This is a genomic window from Fibrobacter sp. (assembly GCA_012523595.1).
Classification (GTDB): domain Bacteria; phylum Fibrobacterota; class Chitinivibrionia; order Chitinivibrionales; family Chitinispirillaceae; genus JAAYIG01.
In genome coordinates this window covers 1-26,371 of sequence record JAAYIG010000124.1, presented here as the reverse complement: position 1 = coordinate 26,371, position 26,371 = coordinate 1, and the positions used below count along the sequence as shown (strand labels likewise).

General features: G+C 44.0%; 27 protein-coding genes and 1 pseudogene. 13 read left to right on the top strand and 15 right to left on the bottom strand.

Going from position 1 to position 26,371, the window contains the following annotated elements:
• Positions 1-151 precede the first annotated feature (151 nt).
• Positions 152-2,476, bottom strand: coding sequence for an endoglucanase (locus GX089_08600; protein ID NLP02539.1), 2,325 nt, complete (start codon positions 2,474-2,476; stop codon positions 152-154).
• Between the two features lie 355 nt (positions 2,477-2,831).
• Here GX089_08600 and GX089_08595 point away from each other — a divergent pair, with 355 nt between their 5' ends.
• Entirely contained in the window at positions 2,832-3,518 is a 687-nt protein-coding gene (locus tag GX089_08595) for a phosphoribosylaminoimidazolesuccinocarboxamide synthase (protein ID NLP02538.1), read from the top strand.
• 22 nt (positions 3,519-3,540) lie between these two features.
• Here GX089_08595 and GX089_08590 read toward each other — a convergent pair whose 3' ends face one another.
• Entirely contained in the window at positions 3,541-3,783 is a 243-nt protein-coding gene (locus tag GX089_08590) for a hypothetical protein (protein ID NLP02537.1), read from the bottom strand.
• Between the two features lie 259 nt (positions 3,784-4,042).
• Between GX089_08590 and GX089_08585 the strand changes: the two genes are divergently transcribed.
• Positions 4,043-4,207, top strand: coding sequence for a hypothetical protein (locus GX089_08585; protein ID NLP02536.1), 165 nt, complete (start codon positions 4,043-4,045; stop codon positions 4,205-4,207).
• A gap of 27 nt (positions 4,208-4,234) precedes the next feature.
• The gene (locus GX089_08580; GenBank protein NLP02535.1) at positions 4,235-5,323 is read left to right on the top strand and encodes a glycosyltransferase family 4 protein; all 1,089 of its coding nucleotides are present in this window, start codon (positions 4,235-4,237) and stop codon (positions 5,321-5,323) included.
• Between the two features lie 283 nt (positions 5,324-5,606).
• Here the strand turns inward: GX089_08580 and GX089_08575 are convergent.
• Positions 5,607-5,887 (bottom strand): annotated as a pseudogene (locus GX089_08575) (endo-1,4-beta-xylanase).
• 170 nt (positions 5,888-6,057) lie between these two features.
• Between GX089_08575 and GX089_08570 the strand changes: the two are divergent.
• Positions 6,058-6,690, top strand: a complete 633-nt coding sequence (locus tag GX089_08570) for a hypothetical protein (protein ID NLP02534.1) — start codon at positions 6,058-6,060, stop codon at positions 6,688-6,690.
• Between the two features lie 151 nt (positions 6,691-6,841).
• On the opposite strand, the gene GX089_08565 is transcribed toward GX089_08570, so the two are convergent.
• A complete protein-coding gene (locus tag GX089_08565) occupies positions 6,842-6,991 on the bottom strand; it encodes a hypothetical protein (protein NLP02533.1) in 150 nt (49 codons plus the stop codon).
• A gap of 262 nt (positions 6,992-7,253) precedes the next feature.
• Positions 7,254-7,460, bottom strand: coding sequence for a hypothetical protein (locus tag GX089_08560; protein ID NLP02532.1), 207 nt, complete (start codon positions 7,458-7,460; stop codon positions 7,254-7,256).
• 74 nt (positions 7,461-7,534) lie between these two features.
• Between GX089_08560 and GX089_08555 the strand changes: the two genes are divergently transcribed.
• On the top strand, positions 7,535-8,983 hold the full coding sequence (locus GX089_08555; protein ID NLP02531.1) for a tryptophanase: 1,449 nt from the start codon (positions 7,535-7,537) through the stop codon (positions 8,981-8,983).
• A 287-nt stretch (positions 8,984-9,270) separates the two neighbouring features.
• Here the strand turns inward: GX089_08555 and GX089_08550 are convergent, their stop codons facing one another.
• On the bottom strand, positions 9,271-10,884 hold the full coding sequence (locus tag GX089_08550) for a hypothetical protein (protein NLP02530.1): 1,614 nt from the start codon (positions 10,882-10,884) through the stop codon (positions 9,271-9,273).
• Between the two features lie 419 nt (positions 10,885-11,303).
• Positions 11,304-13,175 (bottom strand): alpha-galactosidase, encoded by a 1,872-nt coding sequence (locus GX089_08545; protein ID NLP02529.1) that lies wholly within the window; start codon positions 13,173-13,175, stop codon positions 11,304-11,306.
• A 1,079-nt stretch (positions 13,176-14,254) separates the two neighbouring features.
• On the opposite strand from GX089_08545, the gene GX089_08540 reads away from it, so the two are divergent.
• Positions 14,255-14,425, top strand: coding sequence for a hypothetical protein (locus GX089_08540; protein ID NLP02528.1), 171 nt, complete (start codon positions 14,255-14,257; stop codon positions 14,423-14,425).
• 5 nt (positions 14,426-14,430) lie between these two features.
• Here GX089_08540 and GX089_08535 read toward each other — a convergent pair whose 3' ends face one another.
• Together GX089_08535 and GX089_08530 are read right to left on the bottom strand one after the other, a co-directional pair.
• Positions 14,431-15,057: a hypothetical protein gene (locus GX089_08535; GenBank protein ID NLP02527.1), complete on the bottom strand. Its 627-nt coding sequence runs from the start codon at positions 15,055-15,057 to the stop codon at positions 14,431-14,433.
• Between the two features lie 376 nt (positions 15,058-15,433).
• A complete protein-coding gene (locus GX089_08530; GenBank protein ID NLP02526.1) occupies positions 15,434-15,955 on the bottom strand; it encodes a hypothetical protein in 522 nt (173 codons plus the stop codon).
• A gap of 244 nt (positions 15,956-16,199) precedes the next feature.
• Here GX089_08530 and GX089_08525 point away from each other — a divergent pair, with 244 nt between their 5' ends.
• Positions 16,200-16,358 carry a hypothetical protein gene (locus GX089_08525; GenBank protein NLP02525.1) on the top strand — a complete coding sequence of 53 codons (159 nt, stop codon included), beginning with the start codon at positions 16,200-16,202 and terminating at the stop codon, positions 16,356-16,358.
• 44 nt (positions 16,359-16,402) lie between these two features.
• Positions 16,403-16,753, top strand: a complete 351-nt coding sequence (locus tag GX089_08520; GenBank protein ID NLP02524.1) for a helix-turn-helix domain-containing protein — start codon at positions 16,403-16,405, stop codon at positions 16,751-16,753.
• Between the two features lie 85 nt (positions 16,754-16,838).
• Here the strand turns inward: GX089_08520 and GX089_08515 are convergent, their stop codons facing one another.
• The 4 genes from GX089_08515 to GX089_08500 all read right to left on the bottom strand — a co-directional run bounded on the left by GX089_08515 (position 16,839) and on the right by GX089_08500 (position 20,611).
• Complete coding sequence (locus GX089_08515; protein ID NLP02523.1) at positions 16,839-18,053, bottom strand: DEAD/DEAH box helicase; 1,215 nt, start codon at positions 18,051-18,053, stop codon at positions 16,839-16,841.
• A 266-nt stretch (positions 18,054-18,319) separates the two neighbouring features.
• Positions 18,320-18,469 (bottom strand): hypothetical protein, encoded by a 150-nt coding sequence (locus GX089_08510; GenBank protein ID NLP02522.1) that lies wholly within the window; start codon positions 18,467-18,469, stop codon positions 18,320-18,322.
• Between the two features lie 13 nt (positions 18,470-18,482).
• Entirely contained in the window at positions 18,483-19,466 is a 984-nt protein-coding gene (tsaD, locus tag GX089_08505; protein NLP02521.1) for a tRNA (adenosine(37)-N6)-threonylcarbamoyltransferase complex transferase subunit TsaD, read from the bottom strand.
• Positions 19,463-20,611: a hypothetical protein gene (locus GX089_08500; protein ID NLP02520.1), complete on the bottom strand. Its 1,149-nt coding sequence runs from the start codon at positions 20,609-20,611 to the stop codon at positions 19,463-19,465. The genes tsaD and GX089_08500 overlap by 4 nt, the downstream gene beginning before the upstream one ends.
• Positions 20,612-20,778: 167 nt before the next feature.
• Here GX089_08500 and GX089_08495 point away from each other — a divergent pair, with 167 nt between their 5' ends.
• From GX089_08495 to GX089_08475, 5 genes are all read left to right on the top strand, one after another.
• Positions 20,779-21,699, top strand: coding sequence for a hypothetical protein (locus GX089_08495; protein NLP02519.1), 921 nt, complete (start codon positions 20,779-20,781; stop codon positions 21,697-21,699).
• A 129-nt stretch (positions 21,700-21,828) separates the two neighbouring features.
• Complete coding sequence (locus tag GX089_08490; protein ID NLP02518.1) at positions 21,829-22,185, top strand: response regulator; 357 nt, start codon at positions 21,829-21,831, stop codon at positions 22,183-22,185.
• 175 nt (positions 22,186-22,360) lie between these two features.
• On the top strand, positions 22,361-22,672 hold the full coding sequence (locus GX089_08485) for an STAS domain-containing protein (GenBank protein ID NLP02517.1): 312 nt from the start codon (positions 22,361-22,363) through the stop codon (positions 22,670-22,672).
• Between the two features lie 96 nt (positions 22,673-22,768).
• A complete protein-coding gene (locus GX089_08480; protein NLP02516.1) occupies positions 22,769-22,978 on the top strand; it encodes a hypothetical protein in 210 nt (69 codons plus the stop codon).
• Positions 22,979-23,192: 214 nt separating this feature from the next.
• The gene (locus tag GX089_08475) at positions 23,193-24,659 is read left to right on the top strand and encodes a hypothetical protein (protein ID NLP02515.1); all 1,467 of its coding nucleotides are present in this window, start codon (positions 23,193-23,195) and stop codon (positions 24,657-24,659) included.
• Between the two features lie 61 nt (positions 24,660-24,720).
• Here GX089_08475 and GX089_08470 read toward each other — a convergent pair whose 3' ends face one another.
• Together GX089_08470 and GX089_08465 are read right to left on the bottom strand one after the other, a co-directional pair.
• Positions 24,721-25,500 (bottom strand): hypothetical protein, encoded by a 780-nt coding sequence (locus GX089_08470; GenBank protein NLP02514.1) that lies wholly within the window; start codon positions 25,498-25,500, stop codon positions 24,721-24,723.
• A 1-nt stretch (position 25,501) separates the two neighbouring features.
• A partial coding sequence (locus GX089_08465; protein NLP02513.1) for a hypothetical protein occupies positions 25,502-26,371 on the bottom strand: 870 nt, incomplete at its 5' end.

Genomic DNA, 26,371 nt, shown 5'->3' with positions numbered 1-26,371 from the left:
GCTCACCAATAAAGGGCCTCCGGCCAAACCATAAATCTTAAAAAACCTGTAAGTGAATAAAAAGTCTGTAATAAGTTGTCGAACTGCTTTTTCTCTCAAAATTGAGTTCCTGAGTCACTGCATAAAACGATAAAAGGTGGTTCGCCCGTGATCATGGAATCACTATCCGTCGCGAGAATTCTTTACCCACTGCAGTAGCCCTCATAACCAATGCAGATCCTCTGTATTTTTTCAGGTCGATTAATCTGGATTCGCCTCTGACAATTTTTCCTGAAAGGACATTTTTGCCATCAAGTGTAAATATCCTGAACGTCAATTCCATGTCGGATTTTATCTCGAGGGAATTTCCCTTTTGTACTGATGAAATACCCGGTCTTGCCGATACAGGCGTTGGCCCTTTTATTACAGGAACTCCTTGAAAAAAGGATCTGTTCCATCCTGACGGGTTGTACTGTGGTTCGCTTAAATCCGGCTTCTGCCACGTGGGGATTACAAAATGGGTGCCATCAGGTTCCTTTCCCCACACCAGCACTCCGTTCTCGTAAGCCGGAATCTCCATGCATCCGGTAGTGTCAACTTGCGATGTCAGGTTGACGAAAGACGGATCGTTTGCGGGGTCCCATATATTCTGAGGCGCGGTTTCAGGAAGTCCGATCCTGAACTGTACCTCTCTTCTGTATGCTGACTGTCCTCCCGGATAGATTGACTCTCCGTCAAAAGAGATTTCTATATAATAAACGGCAGTATCTCCGTTATACGGGGTGAGGGGACTTATATCAAGTGTGTCACTGCTGCATAAATGACAATTCCTGAATTCTACAATTACATCAGATAAACTGAATCCGGCCTCAAAAACCTCGGAGAGATTAACAAAGTACCTTATCTTGAAATTTTCGGCATAGCGTGCCGGCCAGGTGGTTTTATTCAGCACTGTAGCGGCAATCTCTGTGAATCGGTCTCCCGGAGTGTTGATTTTTGCAACTACCACGTATTCAGTATCCCGTACAGCAGGAGAAGGGAAGTCGGGAAGCGCGGCACCGTTAAAATCTCTTGCCAGCCTTGCTACCGCGGAACTGAAACCTGCGTTGTAATCTGTGGCAACCTCGTTTTTTACGGCATCCAGCCGCGCATCTTCGTAGGACCCGTCAAGACCTGGTCCCCCTACCAGTGCACCATAGAGTACATGACGGGATTCTACAGGAGTGCGGCCGTTGTCATCGAGGTAAGGCCCGTGCATGCTTCGATGGTGGGGTTTTGTGGGAGGATTTACACCAAAACCGCATACGAAGCTTCTGTTATGTTCATTTTTTCCCAGGGCATAATCGATCTGACTCTTTGCCCAGTTGTAGTAGAGTTCTTTTTTCTTGGTCGGAACATCTTTCAGATCACTATAGACAAAGGCTGCAAATGCCGTATTTGCCGCATAACGGATTGGTCCCCATTGACGAACCCAGGCGAGACCTCCAGGCGTATACGATATACCTTCCTCACTGCTCCAACTGCTGCCGCCCGCTTGACGTACTGCATATCCGTGGCTCCACCAGTCAAGCCATCGCCGGGCATCCGCATGGTATTTCTCTTTGTTTGTGATTTTAGCGAGCAAAACGTAGCAGCCGTATGTCTTGTCATCCCAGGAGAGCGCCTCCTTGAACTTCGGAGTGGTACTCTGAGGCTCTTTGGATAACTCAGGATAGAGCTCCTCGGCTTTTGACAGGTAATACGAATCCCCGGTCGCGATGTAAAGCCATACAGCCCCCCATACCAGCTCATCGTAATATCCGCTCCATGATTTGTAAAAATCAACCACATCGGGGATCGCTTCATGGTACAGTCCCCTGTAGGTATCCGCAAAAGTAAAAAGCTCTTTTGCGTGCTCAAGAAGAAGATCCGCGTAAGCAGGATCTGTTCCCCTGAAAAGCATCGAGGAAGATGCAAGCGCTGCGGCAGCCTCGGCTGCCAGATCACTTCCGGGATTATTGGCATCTATTTTAAACGCCGGCCTCTCAAGAGGGTAAACTTCTGGAGAACCCCACCACTTGTGATCTACCATTCCAATTCCTATCTGGCCGTAGAATTCATTTTTTGCACTGTGGCACTTTACCAGATAATCAGTTACCCACTTGATATTCTCCAGAAACCATCCCCATTGCCCGTATCTCTGATAACCCTCCGGATACTCAAGCCCGCCCCAGGCAAGAAGGGTCAGGGATGAAGCCATGGGGAAGTTGAATTTCATATTATCCCCCGCATCGTACCATCCCCCGCTTAAATCAACCCCACCCTCACCGCAGTCGTTTACAGCGGATGATCCGCGCCACTCAACACGGTTATTTTCCGGAAGTTTACCGGAACGCTGCACTTCATAAAACCACATGGATTTCTGCAGAACCTCAGCGTAATTGAAATCCTGTGCCAGGGAGAATGAAAAACATGACAGGATAAATAAACAGAAGATGTACCTTGAGAAATTAATCATTACCGTAATCCTCGCAGAATGAAATAAAAGGAAACGGTGTTATGTGGTGTGATCATATATATAGTAACGTTACGAAAAAATTCAGTTCATTCGCAGGAAACAGAATCGATGATCGGAGAGGACCGGAAGGCTGATCTCAACTTTACAGGAACAGCGCCTGATAGAAACTATCGTCTCTCGACAGTATTAATTTGACTTCAATTATCGTTTAAATATTTCGTAACGCCTGGGCACGCATCAGGTACTGAGGAATTTCTGCTGTGGCAATTTATATTTAACTCTGAATGCCATCAGACCCTGTAATTATTTTTATTATCTTTCAATCTCACATTTTATCCGAAAGGTATTGCCACTTATGAAACTTGTAAAAAAAGGTAAAACGAAGGATGTATATGAGCTTGAAGATGGGAATTACCTTTTAAAATTCAAGGATGATGTTACCGGGCAGGATGGGAAATTCGATCCGGGTGCAAATACTGTTGGGCTTACCATTGAGGGCGCAGGAAGAGCAGGGCTTAGCTTGACTAAACGGTTCTTTGAAATACTGCGAGATCAGGGTATCCCTACTCACTATATTGATGCAAAAATCGATGAAGCCAGTATGACAGTGAAACCTGCTGAGGTGTTCGGAAAGGGTATTGAAGTTATCTGCAGGTACAGAGCTGTTGGTAGTTTCATACGCCGTTATGGAATGTATGCAAAGGATGGAGATCCGCTTGATGCATTTGTTGAGGTTACGCTCAAAGATGACGCAAGAAATGATCCTCCGATTACAGATGACGGGCTTGAGGTGCTTGGAATTCTTACCAAAGAAGAATATGCTACTCTTAAGGATCTTACCAGACGTGTATCCGGAATTATCAAATCGGAGCTGGCTAAAAAAGGTCTCGAGCTTTATGATATAAAACTTGAGTTCGGACGGGTTAAGCCGGACAATAGTATCGTCTTGATTGATGAAATTTCCGGTGGAAATATGAGGGTTTATAAAGACGGTGAATATATTGAACCGTTAACACTGGAAAAGATGATGCTTGAAGACTAAGTCGGAAGAGTTCAGAAAAAACCTACCCGGATAAAAATGAGTGGACTTCCTGGATACTCTTTTTACTCCGGGTAGTCAGACAATGCAATGTGTTAGAATAAGTACAAATATACCAGAAATAGCTCCTCAGGTCCTGCATCCGTATCTGCCCCGCCTGGGGAGTAACCTTGATCGGCGAAAGTGATGCGCTTGTGCTTACCGGCATGGTCAACAAACCCAAAGCCAGTGCCAGAGATGAAACGGTACGGGATGTTCTCGGCATCATAAAGATCTCCTTTCATAGGGTGTTTGCTCTCTGCTGTGATCTTCATCCTGCGCTGATCAGGCGCGGAAAGATTGTACCAAAAAGCAATGGGAGTCGACTCAAATTTTTCCTGCTGATTCTAAAATACTCGGGATATTCTGTGCCCCCAAGCCGTCGCATCAGAAAGCGCTTCATTTTTTGAAGCGGTTGAAATGATGTCGAAAGGTAAAGGAGATAAAGTCTGGAATTGTACTCGTAAAAAGACGGAACAGCCCTGGCAGTGGGGGTATACCTGTTCCGGCGCAACTATTATCTTAACTGGTGCTATGGGTTACGATCCGGGTGGGACGGTTCGCCTGATATAACAGAAAAGCTGGTTGAGACCGGCACCCATGAGGAACTTATTGCATACAGCGGTCCCGCGGTTTGTTATATTGAATCGTGAAAACATCAATTTGAGAAAGTCTGAATTATGAATATCATGCTATTGACCTATCAGGGAGACATGGCTGGTTCGACAAATTCGATATCATTTCTTGCTCTGGGATTGGTGCAGCGCGGACATACCGTAGTAGTCGGATGTCGTAAGGAGAGCCTTTTATTTTCCATGCTCAGCGGGACACCTGTAAATGTCATACCGATGGTATTCAATGGACGATTAGATCTTAACAACATACGACATATTGCAGATGTAGCAAAAAAGTATTCTATTGAACTTATCAATGCACAATCGAGTTACGACCGGTACACAGCCATATTAGCCCGATGGTTTCACCGGCTCAATTGCAAAATTGTCCATACCCGGCGTCAACCGCCACGCAGTGATGGCGGTTTTATTCAGCGGCAATTCTATATCAGGGGAACGGACAAAATAGTAGTTGTAAGTGACACATTGAAAAGGATATTCATCGATAAGGGCTATCCTGCATCACACCTTGAGGTTATTTATAATGGTACTCCTGTCAGCAGATACAAAAACAGTGACAGCAGCCATGTTGAACAATTAAGAAACAGACTGGGTATTGCACCCGATGATGTCGTCATCGGATGTGTGTCACGCTTGAAAAAGCAGGCTCAGTTGATTCACGCACTGACACACCTTGACCCTTCATATAAGGTCCTTTTTGTCGGTATTGAGAAGAACTGTCTCGATGATTTAGCGCAAAGTCTTGGTGTAAAACAGAAAATCATCTATGCCGGTAAGGTTGGCACCGATGAAGTCCTTGACTATTATAAGCTCATGAACGTTGATGTTCTCCCGTCTACTACCGATGGATTCGGTCTTGTACTGATCGAGGCAATGGCAAATGGAGTACCTGTCGTGGGGACTGATTTCGGCGGGATATCAGATGTAATCCGGCATGAAGAGTGCGGACTGCTCTTTTCAGATAATAACCACGAGCAACTGGCTGCAAGTATTGAGAGGTGTATTAAAGATAAAACACTCCGGGAGAAGCTTATCCGTAACGGTTACAAACGTGCGCTTGAAGATTTTTCGATTGAACGGACAATTGATAATTATGAAAACTTTTTCAGGCGTTTAATTGATACTGGTAAGTGAACCGAACTTTCTCATAAAAAAAAATGGCATGCCCCGAAGGCGCATGCCACAAAAACTACAGATGCTGAAATACCAGAAGTTATTATTTTGAAACCACTAATTTTGACTGGTAAACACGGTTTTTACTGTCAATAACCTTTGCAATAAAAAACCGTTTGCAATGTCTGATATATCAAAATTATGTGAGTAGTTCTGCCCGGCAACTGTCTGTATAACGGATTCCTTAACAAGATTACTGTTCATAGTGTAAAGCTTTAGCGATGCATTGCCTGTATTCAATGCGTTAAAAATTGACTTTTAAAATGGAACCGTTACAGCTCATGGTCATCGATGATAAAGTTTCATTTTTAACCGGTTGATTTACAGCCGTACTTTGTGCTCTTTTAAGAACTGCAGCAAGTGAGTCGTTGGCCGGTTTCTTTTTATAATTTTGTCAAAAATCAGTGCATCACCAGTTCCGGGGAAGGTTCCCGGAATCCATGAATGTTTATCGGTAAATCCCCAGAGCATAAAAGTTGTGGCACCTTCACTCTCTAAAGTGGCCTCAAGCATCGCTTTATACATCCTTGCCTGATCGATAAGCTCACTTTGATCTGTGGAGTGGTGATTCTGACATCTGTTTCGGTGAAAACGACTTCAGATGCCAGCTTGGTCTTGAAGATTATGGTGATGTCGTGGTGGAGACGCATAAACATAAAAGCAATCCGGTCCCTTTGACATCATGGAAAGGTGTTATGACATACACGGTAATGATGGGAGACCAGGTTTTTAACGAGGCCCGTATTAACTTTCACCTCAGGGCTGATGTCCACAGGTACAGGGAAAAACCGGTTGAGAAACCTGTAACGGAGATAAGAGAGCTGAGACTTTCAAGAAGCTCTTCCTGTGAATATGATCTGGCTACAACATTGTACACGCCTCAGATGATTTATGAATATTTAAGGGGTTCACTTGCCTCTCCTTACACGCAATCCAGCGCAACAGAGCGGTTTGCCATGTGGGGATTGGTTGATCTTGCCAGTAAAACAAACCTGAACATGTATATTTACTGTTCTGTTTATAAGCCTGATCTCAGTTTCAAAATAGTAGACAAGCAGGGTTTAAAGGTCGATCCCAGCATTCAGATTCCGGTTGTATTGGACGTGCAAGGTTCCGATGTGGTCATAAAGAGTCCGATTTCAGACCCGGCACCCGATAAGGGCAATACATTTCCGATAAATTATGAAATCATATTTGATGATGAATTCAACATTATTGCAGGTACAACGGGTCAGATTCCCATTGGATCTGACGGCAGCTCAACCGCTGAATTAAGATGGAAAACGGCCTCCCCAAGCAGCGCTCCTTCAAGCGAGACTGCGGAGTAAATTTCAGGGGCAGACCGCTATACAGTTGTTAAAAGCAGCCGGCTTGGTCTTTTCAATGAATTCCGGACACATTCAATATTCTGTTTTTGCTGACATAGAGACCGGAAGTGTCCGGAACGTTGATTGTACACCGCTTCCTGTTGTAACCTTCTTAATGAATGCTCCGGTTTTTTGCATTGTATTCAGAGTATTCGTCACCGACACTTACCATGAGCCTGTCTGACCCGATAAGCTGAAGATCACGGCTGGCCGTTGTTACTGACCATCTTTCAGTCGGGTTGGAAAGGTTGATATAGTGCACTTTTCCATTCCCCTCATCGGCAACGATCACCTTGTACTATATTTGCGAAGGTGACTGGGCAGAACTATTCTGCCAGTTGATGAAAAACAGAGAGATAACAATAAAAACAACAGTTGAACAGTATCTGTTTTTTAAATGTGTCAAATCCATCATCTGTTTCCCTCTGGGTGATATGAGTTTTGATGTTTTATACAAACAAGAATAATCATATACAGCCATAAGCTCTCCGGGAGCTAGCGATTTGAGCGGGTTGTTGTGTCCTTTATTTCAATGTTGCCAGGTATCCGGCGAAAGGTACTCTTTCAACAGGGTATTTCCCGAATTTGGCAATAGTGGAGCGCATTAAAGGTTGCCGACAGGTTCTTTTCTCATCTGTATTTCCCCGGCGCATGTGTTTCCTGACTTCCAGCAGTGCTTCCGGTTGAGGAGTTCTGCAGATGTCTACATGCTTTACAAGATTGCTGAACAAAGCGCTCCCATTGTATTTTAGTCCGTTCTCTGAATTTCAGAGAAAACCTTATACTTTTCAGAAAAGGTCAGTGTATGGCAAATGTAAAATTTTACGCAGGGGAATCGTTTCCTCTCGAGATGCACAAAGTTCGTATCATCCAGAAATTGAACCTTATACCCATTGAAGAGCGGCATAAATGCATGGAAGCTGCCGGTAATAATACCTTCCTGCTTAAGAACAGGGATGTATTCATGGATATGCTTACAGACAGTGGTGTAAACGCGATGAGCGATCGTCAATTGGCTTCAATGATGGAGGCTGATGACAGTTATGCCGGAAGTGAGACTTTTACCAGGCTTGAAAAGACGGTTAAAAAGTTTTTCGGGGTTGAGTATTTTCTCCCTGCGCACCAGGGACGTGCCTGTGAAAATATCATCTCACAGGTATTTGTTAAAAAAGGCACTGTAGTTCCCATGAACTACCACTTTACCACCTCAAAGGCGCATATCACTCTTAATGGTGGTATGGTTGAAGAGATTATTGTTGATGAGGGACTTAAAATAAAGAGCGACTGTTCGTTCAAGGGTGATATAGATATAGATAAGCTGAAAGCTATTATAAACAAATGGGGAGCGGATAACGTCGCTTTTGTACGGGTGGAGGCAGGCACAAATCTTGTTGGCGGTCAGCCGGGCTCACTTGAGAACCTGAGTCAGGTCAGCAGCATCTGCCGCTCACACAGGATACCGCTTGTTTATGATGCCAGTCTTCTTGCGGACAACCTCTACTTTATAATGAAAAGAGAAAAAGCATGCGCAGGCATGACACCTCACGAGATTGTACTCAAAATCGGATCTCTTTGCGATGTGATCTATTTCTCTGCCAGAAAACTGGGTTTTGGACGCGGGGGTGGGATTTGTACAAATAACAGAGAGTACTTCATAAAAATGCGGGAGATGGTTCCTCTTTATGAGGGATTTCTCACCTATGGCGGGATGTCGGTGAGGGAGATGGAAGCCATAACCGTTGGTCTGGAGGAGACTCTTGATGAGGACATGATAAGCCAGGGGCCTATCTTTATTGAGCATATGGTAAAGGAACTTGATCGAAAAGGTGTTCCTGTCATTACTCCTGCAGGTGGTCTGGGGTGTCATGTGGATGCGAAGGCATTTCTGGATCACATCCCTCAGAGTCAATATCCGGCCGGGGCACTGGCTGCGGCTTTCTATATCGCAAGTGGTGTGCGGGGGATGGAAAGAGGGACAATGAGTGAACAGCGTGATGAAAATGGAGTCGAGCCATTGGCCCACATGGAGCTTCTCCGTCTTGCTGTTCCCAGACGTGTCTTTACTCTGTCTCAGATCAATTACGCTGTTGACCGTATGGTCTGGCTCTATGAGAACCGCAGACTGGTAGGCGGTCTTAAATTTGTTGAGGAACCGAAGATCCTGCGTTTCTTCTTCGGAAGACTGGCACCGCTTTCTGACTGGCAGACAAAGCTGGTTGAAAAGTTCCGAAAGGATTTCGGGGACAGCCTGTAATTTCTCTGAAGGGATTCGCTTTGATGGTGAATCCCTTCACATCTCAAACTCTGATATACATTCCAATTACTTCAGTATCTTATCGGTTGCATGTGGTAAGTAATTCAGCCGCTCAGATAATCCATTCCACAGATCACTTTTTAGCCCATCGATATTGGCAATGTTCAATGATCTCCCTGGGTAGGCGAGACAGCGCTTTAGCAGCCGGTTCTAAACTTTTAAGTGGGGGAAAAAAAGGCTGCACACGCAAGGTGTGCAGCCGGGAATGTCAAAAAAGTCAGATGCAATTATTGTTGTACAGCTTTAAGCAGCCCCAGACGGTATGGGAGCAATTCATATGCACCTCCGGAGTTGGGATTCCTACCCTGATATAATAATTGCAGGTTGCACAAATCCAGCTCTTGTGTCTGATCTGGGTTTTCTCTGAGCAGTTCACCGTGGCTGATATCATTAGTCCATTTACCCTGAGGGAATGTTACATTTTTGTTATGATGTGCGAAGGGATTACTCTCACCAACCATATAATCCTTCCACTCACCTTCGATACCTTCAGAGGTCCAGGCACTGAAGTACCTTGCACTTCCCATTCCTTCAACAACGTGCAGGTATGTATTAGCTGTTCCTTTAATCTTATAATGGGAACTTCCTTCGAAAATTATGTTCTTGCCTAAAGTTTTTACTACCGTAGGTGAACCGAAACCATTGGGGAAATTACTGAGAGAGGTTTTGACCCGGTAAACCTTGCCATCATCGCCTGTAAAGAAAAGGTAAAAATTTTTATCATCTGCAATAGGCCAGTAATCGATTGGAAGGCTGGGAAAACCCGGTGTACCGTTGGAATAGAATTTCTTGGGGGTTGACCATGAACTGGGGTTATCCGGGGTCTTGGTTGTAGAATAAGCCGGGTCCTGCTGCTGCCAGATAAGATACCAGGTATCCTGCGGTCTGTAATAGAAAAGTTCCGGAGCGCATTTATAGCCGCCAAATCCATTCACCTTATCCATAAAGAATGGGGTTTCATTTTTTGCCTGATTGAAATCAGTAAACTTTATAAACTGCATGCTCCATGTATTTTTAGAGGTGTTATAGACTGTACAGTAGATCAGCCATTGACCATTGTATTTCTGGATTGTGGGGTCTTTGACTGAAACTATTTTGTACTGGTTATTATCGGGTTTGATGTCTACCAGTATACCTGAAGATTCCCATCTTATATTGGTCGGCAGGGGACAGTTTTTTTCGTTTTCTTGCATGACTACTTCAACATCGGTCATATTGCTGGAAGTCATTGTGAAGCTTGTATCACGGTAGTCTGCTTTATTGAACAGAATTGTAGGGTAGGTTCTTATTTGTGCTGTCTTAGTATTTTCAATGTTGACCATACTACGTGACCGTTTCATGTATAAACCATTGGGACCCCAGCCCATAGAAAAGAATTGCTGGTTGCCGGAGTGATTGATTTGCAGAAAAACGATTCCTCCGTTTAATTTGGAAGGAATTGCGACTTTTGCGATTCCATTGGTTGAAACAGTCCTGCCAGTCCACAAATTACGTCCGCTGATATCGAACAGTGATAATTTAAGCTCACCATTCCAGGGTGACCTGACCAGTAGTTCTCCCTTTTCATATTTTGCAGAATAGGAAACGGATCTGTTTTCTTTTATAATGTTCTTTGAGGAAACTGCTGATTCAAAAGAGAATCTCCCATTATTATCGGTAGTAGTGGAATATTGGGAGGAGTCTTTTACAGTCACATTGACTCCTGGTAATGGAGCTCCATCTTTTGTTTTTACTGTTCCGGATATGGACCAGCCGTATGAGTTTATACTGAATACTGCAAGATATGCAACCAGAGAGACTATCGCAGCCCGGCTTTTCCAAACACGTTTTTTTGTGTTCATACCATTCCCCCTTTGCGTGAGAAAGATTGTGTTGCTGTCCCTGTTTATTTAATGTTTGATAGGAGTTTTCAGATATTTTATACCACGGGTAATATACAGCCATAAGCTTCCTGGTGCAAGTGTCTTGGTTCAATATTGCATAGTATCCGTTGAAATGTACTTCAACAGAGTATTTTCTGAATTTGGCAATAGTGGAGCCATGATTGTGTAATAAGAGGCCGAAAAAAAAGGGAATTATCTCTTTACTCGAACAAAATTATGCTGTTCCAAAATTTGGAACCCATTTTTTTTAAAACCTTGTACTGAACGGTGGTCGTTAGTCGTACAAGACCAGTGATGGTTCTTCGGAAGGTGGCAAGGAGAGGTGGTACCCGGGATGGGGGGTGAGTGTGCAATACCCACCCCGGTCCGGCATTTAATTACTGCTTGACGAATTGTTTTACTGTCTTACAGGCAGTTGAATTCGCCTCCAGGAAATAGGCTCCCGGCTTGAGTCCGTTGATAGATATAACTTTCTCTTTTGAACTATGTATCAACTTTCCTGAAGCATCATATATATGCACACTGCGGATTTTTTCATCGCCCGAAACTGTCAGATAACCGTTTTTGATCCGCAGATCAAGTCTTTTCTGCGCTTTCCCCGTACCTGACATGAAGGTGCCTGTTGCACCGCTGTTCAGATTTATCCTTAATACATCTATATCCGGCATATATCCCGATGAATTTGAGAGCCTGACAGTATTAAGACCTTTTTTCAGATTGGCAGAAAAAACGACCGAATCGATTTTTGTAAATGATCCCGAATTCAGGTTCCGCATCAAGGTGTCCCGGTCATTCACACTGACCGTCATGGAACGATCTTCCCCTGATATGTAACTGATTGATAATCTGTAAGCTCCTTCGGTTTCTGCCCAGATTTTTTTGAATTCCAGATAGTTTTCTGCATTGTTCCCCAGATAACCCACCTTGGCTCCTCCGGAACAATTCGCATCCTTTACAGGTCTGGCCTGGTTTGCCACGATCTGGTTGTTGACAGTCAGATTGAAGTTGTTCATCCAGGAGTTCTCAGCCTCAAAAATCTCCTGAAGCCGTGATTCGGATCCTGTTATTTTGATGAAAACAACCCCATGGGATGGCACAGAGCTGGAAAACTCGGTTTGAAATGAGCCCAGATCCTTTTTGTTGAGAATATCCCTGACAGTTGCAGAACCTTCCAGATCGAGATCTTTCCATTGAACTTTAATTGTACGGGCAGCTGAAGAGCGGTTAAACAACACTGCAGCCCGTTCATTACTGGTCAGACTATGGAGTCTTCTGCCCCAGACCTGCCCCCCGTTGCCATCGTCGCTTATCAGATGTGCCTGAAGACCTGATGTATCCTGATTGATAGCAATGGCTTCCTCATTTTTAAGCAGATTCAGTGTCTGCTGACTCATCCTTGTCAGATCGTTTCCAAGCACAAGAGGGGAGGATAAAATGCACCACAAGGCAAAATGACTCTGATCCTCTACCTGTGGAAGTCCATGCCCGACTTCAAGCATATCCATGTCATTATAATGACCAGGACTTGAAAAACCTGAAAGATATGTGTTGAGATCAAGAATCCTGATTATAGAACTCCAGTTTGCGGCGATATCATCGGCTATTCTCCAGGAGTTTCCGACACTGCAGACCCATGCACCCGGGAATTGCCACCTGCAGATATTGTAGATAATACCCGGAATTCCCGTAGCGTCTATAGCATTCTTGATCTTTGTATATTGAGTCTTTTCATCCAGATGAAGATGTCTTGCGGCTCCACAGTAGTCTACTTTGATATAATCAAATCCCCAGGTTTTAAACGCCAGATCGATGTCCTGTTGTTCGTGCTGGTAAAGCCCGACACCTTCACCTGTAGTTTCACCACCATGTACGGCCCCGCAGGTCCAGTCCCCAGCATCAGAGTAGAAACCGGCTTTCAAACCTTTTGAGTGGATATAGTCTACCAGACTTTTAAACCCCGAGGGGAATTTTTTGGAATTTATTTTAAGTGACCCGTCCGGGTTGCGCCCGTCCCAGAATCCATCGTCGATGTTGACATAGCGGTACCCCGCCTCGGCCAACCCCGTTGAAACCAGCGCATCAGCCTGTGCCTTGATTTTGGTTTCGTTGATATCATGATAAAACACATTCCAGCTTGCCCATCCCATGAGGGGTGTCTTCGGTTCATCAGCACTCACAAGACTTCCCATCGCCCAGATACCCAATGCAATAATTCCGGAAGATACTCTGGAAATACCTTTGCGATTCATTTTACACTCCTTTTGACGCCTGCCACCAGCAACCCCTCAGACCTGTTGACAGTAGTTTGTACAAGCAAGAATATACAGCCATAAGCTCTATGGTGCAAATCATATTTGAGCAGGTTGTTCTATGTGACAGATGTTTATCATAACAACACTTATCTTTCCAAGTCTTTCCTGTAAAAACAGTAATACAGAAATTCTGTTAATCAACATAGCCACAAAAATCACAGTACAGACTCTTATCCGGTATACATTTATTTTTCTTCTTCCGTCAGTAAAGGCTGAGAAACCAGATAAAAGACATTCAAGAAATGTCTGGTATGCCTTCGTGATAATCAGAAAGGTGCATTGGACATTTCCGGGTGATTTTTAATTGAGATTAGATACTAGTAGGGGCGAACGGTAGTGAGCACCCTTGAAAATACAGCTGGTTAGTGGATCCGTCCCGATCATTGGCTATGAGTACTTTCGTCGGTCTTATTTCCCGGGGCCATTGTTCGAGTCTGCGAGTTTATGGCCCTCCCCGGCGAAAGTACGAATAGGAAGCCAATGCGGGGCTCCAAGGCATTTTTGCCTACTTTTGTTGCCCGGACAAAAGTAGGTCGCCGAAGGCATCTGTTCATATCTTTTAAAATAAATTATTTACAGTTGAAAATAGCTTGGAATGCTATGAAAAAACACCCGAAAATGTCTGAAGGGCCTGTAAAAGCAGGAATCCAGAAATCACCTCAACCAGTTTAATTACAAAAATCACAACTCAGACGCTTATTCGGTATGCAATTATAATTTTTTCTTCCACCAGTAAAGGTTGAGAAGCAGTTAAAAAAATCAAGGAGTATTTGGTATGCCTTCATGATAATCAGAGGTTAGCTCCGTCAATGATAAAAAAAGTATGCAGTAGTGCTCTCGATAGACAACAGAGATTTATACTCGTGTTGCCTCGGGAATAAGATTGTTGTAATAAGAAGTCCTGTAGCAGGGCTTCTTTCGAAGACAGTGTAAATCAACCTGCAAATTGAAGTGAAGGATCTCGATCTGGTATATTATGTAAAGGCCAAAATATACAAACCAGAAGGAGGCCTTTTATGAGTAAAATAACTAATATCAATGACCAGCTCATTAAAGGTCATTTGGGTACCATGGTAAAGGATACAGTAGAGGAGAATCTAAACAGTATGTTAGACGCCAGAGATTTTGATATTCGGGCAAATAAGCAGTACATGTCTTTCAAATCTCACGCAATGATTCCTCGTTAGGGTTTTCAAAGTCTGTTTCCCAAGAGGAGCTTCTTTCCTTTCCAAAAATCTCTGCTGAAAACTAAAATCCCTGGATATTTCCCTCCTCTTTGCCTTATCAGCCGCCCTTGACCATCATAGATACCCTGCAATTTCCGGCCGGAAAATCGATTTTCGATCTTCCTGACTGCCGGTTTAACCACTAAGCTTTCCTTTATCTCCCTGAGAAAAATGGGTTTATCGGTTGCTGGAATGGAGATCAGGATAAAACTGTATGCTGCTTGAACGCTTATACCCCCATCAAAGAAATTTGTATCGGAACGTATTTCCAGAAAAGCAGTATCTCCTTCATCGACTATCTGTTGAATATGCCTGTATATTATCCTGTCGCCACCACCTTGTGATGAAAGCAGGGCGAGAATTGTTTTTTCATCGAAAGCAGGTTTAGTCACCAACTGTGCGGTGTCGTAGTTAACCGCAGTGCAATATTCATTCAATTCTTCCAGACTTCTGATGACATTGAAAACAGTAACTAGCGAAAGACCTGGATTGAAACCGCCTCCAATCGAATCAAAGTCGATTGTTCCCCCGCTGCCGGATGTCACCAGCATAACAATTAATAAAAGTCCTCTTCTCACTGTTTTTGCAACCATGATAATCCCCCTTGGAAATTATTTGCTGAAGCGGATTGGGTGCGATTGTGCCTCTTATCAATTTTAATTGTCACATGATGAAGATAAAAAGTTCAAGATTTGTTTTTTCAGTACCGCTTTTTCTGTATTCTATTGTTTCAATCAGCGAACCCGCCCTTGTATGGCAGAAATCCATCCGCTGGAAGCGCCCCCGCCCCCTTAATAAAGGGGTGGGCAAAACTCACTTTATCTGAGGTGTGGAAACCGGTGTCTGACCGGATTAGCTATTGTGAAGGTTATTGTTTACTGATTTTCATCTGAATGGGAAGCTCTTTATTGCGTTTCAGCACCTTTGGATTATTTGAACAGGATAGTTGTTATGATTTCATTAGATAAATCAATCGTTAATACTTTCACAGATCAGACTGAATTCCGCTGAAAATTGTTTTTCCTTCATATTATTTACATTTGTAAGGGTTGCATTGATAGTACCAGAAAGTGGATCGCCTGTCTTTTTTGGAAAATTGGTGAATGTAATAGTTCCACTGGGTGAATTATAAGCATTACGCTGATTGTCATAAAATCCAAACTGGACGGTACTGTCTGAAAATCCTCGTGCTATTGATACAGTTTTATTACTTTTAGTAAATCCGAAAAATACAATCATTGAGATTTTGGCTTCACTGTTTTCTTTGGAATCTGAACCACTAACTGAAATATTCCACATAGTGCTGTCGCCGAGAATGATGCATTGCCCGGCACCTTCCGGAACGTTAACCGTAAATGAATTTCCATCCAATGTATATGAGAATGTGCCACTGGTCTTTATTTTGTTTTTAACCGGACCGGTAGTGCCGGAATCATCACAACCAAAAAATAAACATGTGACTAATAGCATAAAAATGTTGATTCTATTCAAAGATTACTCCTTTTATTGTGGATAATTATTGCTCAGTTAAGAATGCCCTCTGAAAACATTTGTTTCTGGATAAGTAAGAAAAAGCCGTAGTGCGCTCTTGTCATCCCTGAATAAAACAAACACCTTTCCCCATCGGTTTTCTCATCTTCTACTACCATTGTCGACGGGATATAGTTGACAGGAATTATGATGTTATTTACAAGTAAGAGTAATATACTGCTATACGCTTGCCGGAGCAAGCCTTTTGAGAGGGCTGTTATGTGTCCTGCAATTCAATGTTGACTGGTATCTGGTGAAAGGGACTCTTTCAGGTGGACTTCAAAAAGCATCATCCGAGGGCATAAAACTTGCAAATTATAGTAACAATTACTATAATAAATATGTAATCAATCTGAAAAGATAGGCTCCAGATGCTTGTATATATGACCAGATTAATGAGGTGGAACTATGACGAATAAGAAAAACGGGAAAAAGCATAAAAAACACTGGCCGACCGCTATGGAATCGGTCGAGCGGTCTATCAAAGATCTTGAAGGAATAGTTGACATTGCCGAAACCATGCGGAGGTTCAACAAGCTTAAATATGAAGAAGCACAGGAGTACACACCTGAACGGATCGTGAATCTTCGCAAAAACAAGCTGCACATGAGCCAATCGGTGTTCGCTTTAGTGTGTAATATCAAACTGCCGACACTCCAGAAATGGGAGCGGGGTTACTCCAAACCAACTCCACCGGTAAACCGTCTGTTCCAGCTTGTGGAAAAGGGCGGTCTGGAACTGATATCCCGGGATAAATGATGACGAAAGCCTAAAGGTATTTCTGTCTGTCTATACAGACAGCAGTGAAAGCCCGGTGAGCCGGGCTTGTTGGTAATCGTAATATCTATGGCCTGTACCTTCTCATTTTCCTCTGAAAAGCCTGCCAGTTACGCGGGAGTGGAACAGATTCGGTTTTTTCAGGTTCCGGATAGTCAAAACCAGGATACTTTATTACCTCAAACTTATTTCCTGTGAGATATTCTATCCTCTTGAGAAATTTCTTCTCCTCATCATCGACAAATGTAACCGCGGTGCCTGTTGCCTGCGCTCGTCCGGTGCGGCCGATGCGGTGGATATAGTCTTCGGCAAATGCCGGGGTGTCAAAATTAACTACGTGAGAAATTTTATCGATGTCCAGGCCACGTGCGGCAATATCGGTTGCGACAAGAACCTTGAAGCGGCGTCTTTTAAAACCATCAAGAGCCTTCCTGCGCTGAGACTGGGACCTGTCTGCATGAAGAGCCGCGGAGCTGACCCCGTTCTGGGCAAGACGGCGGGCAATTCTGTCTGCGCCATGTTTTGTGCGGGAAAAGACAAGCATCGTCTCGATTGTTTCTTTCTTAAGGATATGAACAAGCAGGTCAAGCTTTGTATTCCTGGCGGCAGCATAAAACTGCTGGTCAACAGTGGAAACCGGAGTGTTAGGTGAACCGATCTCAACAAGCACCGGTTTTTTCTGAATACCGGAAATCAGTTTTTTAATCTCCGGAGACATCGTGGCTGAGAAAAGCAGTGTCTGACGATCTGTCGGTACATAACTGATAATTCTGCGGACATCATGGATAAACCCCATGTCAAACATCCTGTCCGCCTCATCAAGCACAAGAATATCGATTGCTCTCAGGCTCACACTTCTTCGGTTAAGATGGTCCAGAAGACGTCCGGGGGTTGCGACCACAATGTCGCATCCTTTTCTTAACGCACGCACCTGATTTTCCAGACTGACTCCTCCGTAAACACATACAGTACGCACTGGAGTGCAGGTGCCGTAAGTCTTTATTGAATCCTCTATCTGAAGCGCCAGCTCACGGGTAGGAGTGAGGATCAGTGCAAAAGGATGAACATACTTTTCACTGTCAGGACACTGGGTCAGCCTGTTCAAGATCGGAAGTACAAAGGCTGCGGTCTTGCCGGTGCCGGTCGGGGCACAACCGATAACATCTCTTCCCTGTAAAGCAGGGGGGATCGCTTTCCGCTGAATCTCTGTGGGGGTTTCATAACCTGAATCGTAAATGCCCTGCATAATTGATTCGTGCAGGCCGAATGATAAAAATGACATATAATCCTTTGGATTAAGGTGGGTGACACGCTGCGTCACAGATGTTTTAAGCAGAAGAGAAGATCGCGGAAGTCCGGTCAGTTAACAAATGCTGATTTCATCAGAGAGCGGGTCTTGTCCCTGCCTCCTGGCAGGGATACTTTATTCTTTTACAGTATCAATATAACTGATGACACTATAAACTAAAAGAGAATACGGATTTGAGGAGAAATAGTTCCCGGTAATAACTAATAACTTTACTGAAAAAATGCTTTTCCCGGATGTCTTTAATATTTCCCGTAAAGAACTTCCACTTGCCCTTCGATAAGTTCGGTCAGATCCGATATCATTTTCTCTATGCGCATGATCTGAACCGAGAGCATTATAAGGAATGCTGCAGCAAAAAGTGATAAACAGGCAAGAATGAAAAAAGACATATCGGTTCTCCTCTCAAAGACCCCTGGATGGTTCCATGCGGGGGAAATGAGTCAGGTTTTTTCCTTTTCTTTTGTATCCTGCCATGGCGATCATCGCCGCGTTATCCGTACAGAGACCCGGCCTGGGGAAGTATGCTTTCTCCCCGAAGATTTTTTTCATCTCCTGTCGTAATGTTCCGTTACAGGCTACACCTCCCACCAGGGCTGCTTCCTTGATTCCGGTTTTCCGTGATGTCTCCGAAAGCCGCCCAAGAAGAGAATCTATGACTGCTTTCTGGAAAGCTTTGCATATCGCGGGGCGGTTCTCTTTTATAAAGGTGCTGTCTTTCCCGGCCAGAAAATACTTGACAGCAGTTTTCAACCCTGAAAAGCTGAAATCGAAGGGGCCTCCGCTGACTCTTGCAACCGGAAAGGTAATCCCTGTGTCCTCCGGTGAAACTGCCGCTTCCTGCTCAATTGACCGTCCGGCAGGATATTCAAATCCCAGCAGTTTTCCCACTTTGTCAAATGCTTCTCCGGCAGCGTCATCTACGGTCTGTCCAAGGCAGGTATAATCTCCAGTGTCAAGGACCTTGTAAATTGCCGTATGTCCCCCGGAAACCACCAGCGCGAGAAAAGGGAACTGAAGCTGAGGGTTTTCAAGCATCGCTGAGAATATATGGCCCTCGAGATGGTTTACTCCTGTGATCGGTATACCCCATCCGTTATGAATTCCCATGGCAAAGCTGACCCCCACCAGAAGCGCTCCGGCAAGACCGGGGCTGTCTGTGACTGCAATGAGGTCAATATCCCGAAGGGTAAGTGATGATTCTTTCAGGGCTGAAAGTGTCAGCCTGTCGATCTTTTCCAGATGAGCCCTGGAGGCTATCTCAGGTACTACTCCTCCAAAGCTGGTGTGCTCTACCTGAGAGTAGATATGGTTTACAACTATTTTCTGGTCTTCAAGTATTGCGACTGAAGTTTCATCGCAGGACGATTCTATTCCTAAAGTGATCATGTATGAGTCTTTTTGATTAATGATAACAGATCGGGATTTCTTCCCAGGAATTCGCTTAATTCAGGGCTGCAATTTATTAACAAAAGCTTTCCGCCCCTCTCCTTTATAATATGGTGAATTTTTTCCAGATATTGAAGCTCTTTATCATAAATGAACTGAATTCCCGAAAAATCGATCTTGATATCAGGCTTTTTCCGGGTGGATATTATCTGAGAGATCATTTTACAGAGCCCCGGAAAATCTGCATCATGGGCAGCATCAGAGTAAAGGGGCAGAGTGGATGAGACTGTTTCCTTTGAGTGGTGATGTTTATTACTGCTTATGGACTGCAGGATCTCGGTCGGAGAATCAACATGTTCAGGCGGCAGGTATAAGTTGCTTCCGGAATCGTTTGGTTCTGACCCGGATAGAGAACTCTGGTCAACATTTTCAGGTTCAGAGGTATTCTGCTCCGGATAGGAAGTACCCGTAAAAGGATCCGCTTCGGTTGAGGGTCTGATTGGAATGATTTCACTGCCGTATTGATCATCTTTGCCTGGTTTCACCACCTGAATGGGTTCCTGTTCTTTGTCATCGGATACCTCGGAGAAAGGATTGTCATACGTATCAGGATGTTGAGCTGGAGTGAAGCTTTCTCTTTGATTTTCGTTGTTTTCCGGTACAGATTCCTGTGGCGCATTTTTCCGGGACTTGATCCTGAAAATGCTTGTATCTGTGAATTTGCCGTTAACATTTTTCATAATCTGAATTGATCCTTCAGGATCTTCCAGCCCGCCGGCTGCTTCATCGTTACTGATGGGAGCGGGTGCTTCAGCGATTCCAGGCTGAACAGCGATAATATCGTTATCCCCGGTATCATCGGTTGGTCTTATCACCTGAATGGGGGAGCAGGTCATATTGCTGTCCGGGCTTTCCGATGGGGTATTAAAATCCTGAAATTCATTCTTTTCTGTTTGAGGCGCGGGTCTGGCTTCTGTGTTTCTGTTCTTTCGAAGTACATCAAATTCCTGTGCTTTTTTCTCTATTTCCTGTTCTATCTCTTTTATTCTGGAGGATAATGACAGTAAATAACCCCATTGGACAAGAGATAGTATGGTGGTTAACCCGACTATACCAAAAATAATCAGATAAACAGCGAAAGACATTTTAGTCCTCTTTCCATATTAACTGTAGAATCCTGACAGTGCATAGAAGTTCATTATAACATATTTTAAGAGTGAAGGCGAGGGGTTCTGATTTTTTTGATTCCATTCGCCGGATAGTAAATTACCTTCTGCGCCTTATTTATATTAACCGCATGACATTACGGGTTTTGCACAAAAAAGTTGGGTTTTCGGAAAGCATCATCGAGAGAGTCATACTTCTGGTTGGAATGCAGGGGTGTATGAGTGCCCTTATGGATTCCTTGAAGGGGAATGGTTTTAATGTGGTATGTGCAGGCAGTCCGGATGAAGCGGGGGGGATAATCGATGGTAAGAGTCCCGACCTGGTGATCTCCGAGTTGAATGGGGTGCCGTCAGGAGATAACTTAACCTCCTTCGAAAAACTCCAGAAGAAGTTTCCTTATGCAGAACAGGTAATTATTACCGGAAGCAATGTTGATCAGTTCATTCCTCTGATGCGCAGGTATAATATTGGAAACGTGTTGCTTGCTGGTTCTGAAAAGGAGCGGGAGGAAACCGGTTCTTATCTGCGTTCAATTCTTATCGATGACATGTGCGGGTTGGGATATCATTTCTCTGAAGAGAAGCTTAAGGTTATGTCGATACAGAGTTATGCGCAGGCAAAAGAGGCTTGTAACTCAATCACTGGTGTATGTCCTGGAAAAAAAGGCATTTTTCTGGATATTGCCCTTGATGAGCTGATTTCGAATGCCTTTTTCCATGCCACCCTTCGCCTCTCCGGACTTCCCAGGGAGTGCTGGTTAAAATATTCAGAAGTTAAACCGGATTGTCCTATCAGGTTAACCTGGGCTTACGATGAGGAGAAGGTGGGTGTTTCGGTTATTGATTTTCAGGGGAATTTGAGGAAGGCGGATGTACTGAAGTGGCTTGATACCTTCAGGGAGGGCTTTGCGGTTGAGGAGCATGGAAGAGGCTTTTTACTGGTGAGGCGGTTGATAGACAGGATGATTATTGATATCAAGCCGGGTAAAAGGACAGAGTGCATTGCGATTCAGTATTTCAGCCGTCAAAGCAGCGATAATAAGCCTTTGATGATACATGAGTCATAATAATTTTCCGGATTCGGGCAAAATTACTTTTTTAGGGAGGCCACAGAGGGCTATTTTTACACTGAGGTTAAAAAAATAAGCTTCTTTGCTTGGCATAAAAATAGCTATAACCTTCACCCCATGGTAGCTATGTTTCAGGTTTTAATTGTCGAAGATGATTCTGAGTTAAGAGAGGTTCTTAGAAGATCTTTGATCCGCTTGGGGTGTCAGGTCAGTATTGCTGAAAGTTCCGAGGAAGGCCTGGATAAGCTCAGTAGTGAGAAATATGACGCGGTTTTTGCTTCACTCTGTGTAAGAGCCAAAGGGGGGCGCTGCGTTGCCCGTTTTGTGAAAAATCAGGGCTCCAACACCAAGTTTTTCCTGGTAACCGGGTGGAAGGGTGAACTGGAGTCAAAGCTTCTTAAGCTGGACGGGATCCACGAGATAATTCATAAGCCGATAAATTTCAGTGAAATTCGCGATAAGGTCCTCGAAATTCTGGGTTAATCCCTCTTCTCCTCCTGCATTAATCAATGATTCCTGCCAATAAACACTTCTTTCATAACAAATAGGTTGAATTGTCCTCACTTAAGTTATAGAATCTATGCGAGATCCAGTGTTTTAACGTTGATGGTCGGCATTGGAGTACTGTCTCGATTTTTTCTTAAATTAAGGGTGGATAATGAGTTTTTCAATTACTCAGGAAACAAGTGGGCATTTTGTTATCAGTCTTGATATGGTATTTTCCCCATCAGAACCGCAGTTTGCTTTGGTACAGGAGTTTATTGACAGGATTCCTGCTCTTCATATAAAGAGAGTGACTTTGGATTTTTCTAATTGTAAGTATATGGATACCAAGGCGATCTCTCTGATTGTATCGATGTACAATGAGACAAGGGAGATGAGAGCGGAGATACATGTTGTCGGGGCAGATGATACGATAAAGGATCTGATGCGCTCGATTCAGCTTGATGAGATGGTTTTGATCAAATGAACCGGTTTGTATTTTTTTTAAAAATCTGTTGATTTTCCTTTTTTTTTGCCCTATATTATTAGAAAGCTGTTGTTGAACTTGCTAAGGAGATAGTGAATGAGTATTCAGAAACTGCTAATCGCTGTATTACTGGTTACTGCAGTTTCTTTTGGTCAGCAAACAGACACTGCATCCAATAAGAAAGCAACTACTCAATCCAGTATTTCTACTTCATCTGTAGTAAAAGATTCCAAACCCCTGAACAAACAGCTTGTTACTCGTAAAAATACCACTACCTGGTCTAAGATAAAAGACCTCTTCATGTAATCAGATTTCAATATCAGAGTTCAACGGTCACAGGTCATCCGGCCGTGTTCAATGCTTTTCTTGATATTTATTCCCCTGTGTTAAGTTTCAGAAGCTATTAGTATTGATCTCTTCTTTCTGTCCTCTGGTATAGTAAATGCTTCTTTATCGATTATCCACCTGTTAGAACAGTGCAATTGCAATAAGTTTTCAAATCGGATCAGGAATTGATGTCTTGGTAAAGAATGAAGATGAGCAAGTCAGTCAGGATCTGATCGAAGAGACATACAGGCTGATCCCTGTGGGGTTGGCTGCAACAATTATCAACGGGACTCTGGTTGCCGTTCTGCACTGGAATCTCGTTCCGCATCTGTTCATCATTATATGGCTGAGTATAACCTACCTGAGTGTCATAGTCCGCTTCTTATTCTTCTATCTGTTCCAGAAAAACAGGGGAAAATATCAATTATCGACCTGGAGGGACCTTCTGATTCTGTCCATGGTGGTTTCCGGAACAATCTGGGGATCAGCGGCGTTTTTTGTATTGTTTCACGATTCTTTGCCTCATGATGTACTGATCGCATTTGTTTTGGGGGGTATGATGGCAGGTGCATCAGCTACCTACTCAGCGCTGATGAGAACATTTTATGCTTTTACAATTCCGGCACTGATTCCGGTAACAGTATTGTTTTTCACCTCATCTACCCCGGTTGGTATCACTATGGCAACGATGTTGATTCTGTTTGGTACCCTTGTCACATTTATTGCCCGAAGCAACCACAAAGTGCTGGAATCATCATTTCGGTTACGCTATGAGAAAATGGATCTGATTTCTCAGCTCAAAGAGGAAAAAATTGCAGTCTCAAATTCATTTAATGCATTGCAGAAAGAGATTAAACAAAGGGAAAAGGCAGAAAAGGAGCTTTACCAGGCCCACTCTGAACTGGAAATGAAAGTCAGGGAGCGTACTGCAGAACTCTCCAGGACAAATGAGAAACTTCAGGAGTCGAACAGTGAACTTTCAGCTTTCACCCATACAGTTTCCCATGATCTCCGTGCCCCGTTGCTGAGTATCGATGGTTTGGCGGTAATGCTTCAGGAGGATTATTCCGGTAAACTCGATGCGACTGGTTTAAAGAGTGTGGAAATGATCCGCAGGAACATCCGGCGCATGAATGAGCTCATTAGTGATCTCCTGACATTCTCCAGGATTGGACAGACTGAACTTAAGTGTGTTGAGGTAAATCTTAGCGGAATTGTAAATGAAATCATTGCAAGTTTAAAACTAAGGGAACCTCAACGTGTCATCGAAATTACAGTTCAACCAGATTGCAATGCAGAGTGTGATCCTAAGCTTCTAAAGATTGCACTGGAAAATCTGCTTCAGAATGCCTGGAAGTTTACCGGAAAAACAGTTTATCCTGCCATTGAGTTTGGGATGAAGACAATGGAAGGAAAGAAGGTCTTTTATGTTTCAGATAATGGCGCAGGGTTCGATATGGCTGATTCTTCTAAATTGTTTGTACCATTTCAGCGTCTTCACTTAAATACTGATTTTCCAGGTACAGGAATAGGTCTGGCCACTGTTAAACGCATTGTGCGCCGTCATGGCGGTAAGATCTGGGCGGAATCATCTCCCGGTCAGGGGGCTACCTTCTACTTTACTTTGACTAAAACGGAAGAAGACCTTGCCTTTCAGTAGAACACCCCACTGGAAGCGCCCCCCCTTAATAAGGGGGATACCGATTCCGATGAGGAGGTGGTTAAGGTTCCCAGTCCAGACCAGATTCGACTCCGTAGAGTCTTCCGGTTACAGAACCCAGGCTGATGGAGATGCTGAACTCCTGTACAGGAACGCGGCTTGAGGCGTTTGCCTTCGGTGATATGGAGAGTTCTAATGATAAGTAGGATTTATTCGAGGTTTCATCCTTGAACTTCGGGAAAAAATCAATAGACAGCCAACCCCTTAAGTTATTGGCATTTGAGAAAAAGCTCTCCTCTCCTGTGTAGCTTTTGTTTTCACCCTGAATCAGGTATAGAAGTGGTCCGGCTGTGATGTAACCAAACCCGGGGATATGGAACTGAAGTCCGATCGCCCCGGTCCCATCAAAGCCACTGTATGAGGCGTCATATTTGTTTTTAGATAAGAAGTAGGTTGCCTGACCGATTCCAACGATGGATAAGCGTTCTTTGAGAAACGGGGGGGTGGAGACTTTGAGATGAGCTCCTCCTGAGAACCCGAATTTTCCATGGAACAGGGGAACCGTATCTCCCTTGAATACATATCGTTCCACATCGAGCTGCATCGCTCCCAGATCCACACCTATGCCGAGGAAATTCAACGGGGCATAGTGCACTCTTGCATGCAGGCGGTTAAAAATGGAAGGGATCTCTTTGTTTGTTAATGTGTATCCTCCCAGATGGTATGAGGCGCCTATGGCAACTCTTGCCTCTGGAATTGCTGCAGCCGGGTTTGCCAGATTGGATGCCATAGCAGCGGCTGCGACACAAAAGATAATCGATATTGTTTTAATCTCTTTCACTTTATTCCCCATCGCTGATAATTGGCAGTATCAGTTTTTCAGGTGTTTCAGTTACTACACCCTGTGATTCAGCCCAGATCATGACCTCGATGCGTGTGGCATCTGATTGACCGTAAAGAATCTGGTTGAGTGCTTTTCCGCCGGATGTCTGTACTGTTCTGGTTATGCTGACTGCTGTATTGGGGTCAGCGACACCATTGTGGTCTGCATCTGCATCAAAACACCCGTACTCAGGAATATAGCCTGGTTTGCTTTTATACTCTGCTTCCAGTTGTTCGATTATAGCGAAATTTGCAGAGTCTCTGCTGGTGTAAGCAGAGGGGTTTTTCAAGAATGCAGTATCTTTCAGAAGCTGGTTATATGCTGCCAGATAGAGCGTGTCTTTCAGCGGTTCCAGCGGGTCCCAGTAACCATTATTGTTAAGGTCTGCGAATTTAAATTTACCATTGCATTCATGTCTCTCTTCCACGGGAATGCTGCCGTAACCCTGCCGTATTCCATCGCCGTTGATATCTTCAAAAGGAGGTCCGGGCAGATAAATACCATCTCCGTTTAGATCTTCTCCTCTGTTTGCATAATTATCTCCGTTCCGGTTTTCTCCCGGATCGAGGTGAAAGTTGTTGTTGAAATCTTCAAACGGGAGTACAACCAAAGTTGTATCGATGGTGTAATTGCAGATGCTCCCGGAGGCTCCGGAATATTCTTCCCAGGTGGGGTATATTTTTCTGGTTACATATCCCGATGCCTGCAGGCTGAAATTGACTTCTGTGCCGTCTGCAACCGGATTCCCGTTTACATCGGTGACAATTGCCGCGCATGGCAGAATAAATGTCCCGTCATTGGGGTTTATACCTTTAAGGATATTTGTTCT

Coding starts and splice junctions, on each gene's coding strand:
- GX089_08600 (NLP02539.1), bottom strand. CDS start 2,476: ATGATTAATTTCTCAAGGTACATCTTCTGTTTATTTATCCTGTCATGT.
- GX089_08595 (NLP02538.1), top strand. CDS start 2,832: ATGAAACTTGTAAAAAAAGGTAAAACGAAGGATGTATATGAGCTTGAA.
- GX089_08590 (NLP02537.1), bottom strand. CDS start 3,783: ATGATGCCGAGAACATCCCGTACCGTTTCATCTCTGGCACTGGCTTTG.
- GX089_08580 (NLP02535.1), top strand. CDS start 4,235: ATGAATATCATGCTATTGACCTATCAGGGAGACATGGCTGGTTCGACA.
- GX089_08570 (NLP02534.1), top strand. CDS start 6,058: ATGACATACACGGTAATGATGGGAGACCAGGTTTTTAACGAGGCCCGT.
- GX089_08555 (NLP02531.1), top strand. CDS start 7,535: ATGGCAAATGTAAAATTTTACGCAGGGGAATCGTTTCCTCTCGAGATG.
- GX089_08550 (NLP02530.1), bottom strand. CDS start 10,884: ATGAACACAAAAAAACGTGTTTGGAAAAGCCGGGCTGCGATAGTCTCT.
- GX089_08545 (NLP02529.1), bottom strand. CDS start 13,175: ATGAATCGCAAAGGTATTTCCAGAGTATCTTCCGGAATTATTGCATTG.
- GX089_08540 (NLP02528.1), top strand. CDS start 14,255: ATGAGTAAAATAACTAATATCAATGACCAGCTCATTAAAGGTCATTTG.
- GX089_08535 (NLP02527.1), bottom strand. CDS start 15,057: ATGGTTGCAAAAACAGTGAGAAGAGGACTTTTATTAATTGTTATGCTG.
- GX089_08520 (NLP02524.1), top strand. CDS start 16,403: ATGACGAATAAGAAAAACGGGAAAAAGCATAAAAAACACTGGCCGACC.
- GX089_08515 (NLP02523.1), bottom strand. CDS start 18,053: ATGTCATTTTTATCATTCGGCCTGCACGAATCAATTATGCAGGGCATT.
- GX089_08510 (NLP02522.1), bottom strand. CDS start 18,469: ATGTCTTTTTTCATTCTTGCCTGTTTATCACTTTTTGCTGCAGCATTC.
- tsaD (NLP02521.1), bottom strand. CDS start 19,466: ATGATCACTTTAGGAATAGAATCGTCCTGCGATGAAACTTCAGTCGCA.
- GX089_08500 (NLP02520.1), bottom strand. CDS start 20,611: ATGTCTTTCGCTGTTTATCTGATTATTTTTGGTATAGTCGGGTTAACC.
- GX089_08490 (NLP02518.1), top strand. CDS start 21,829: ATGTTTCAGGTTTTAATTGTCGAAGATGATTCTGAGTTAAGAGAGGTT.
- GX089_08485 (NLP02517.1), top strand. CDS start 22,361: ATGAGTTTTTCAATTACTCAGGAAACAAGTGGGCATTTTGTTATCAGT.
- GX089_08480 (NLP02516.1), top strand. CDS start 22,769: ATGAGTATTCAGAAACTGCTAATCGCTGTATTACTGGTTACTGCAGTT.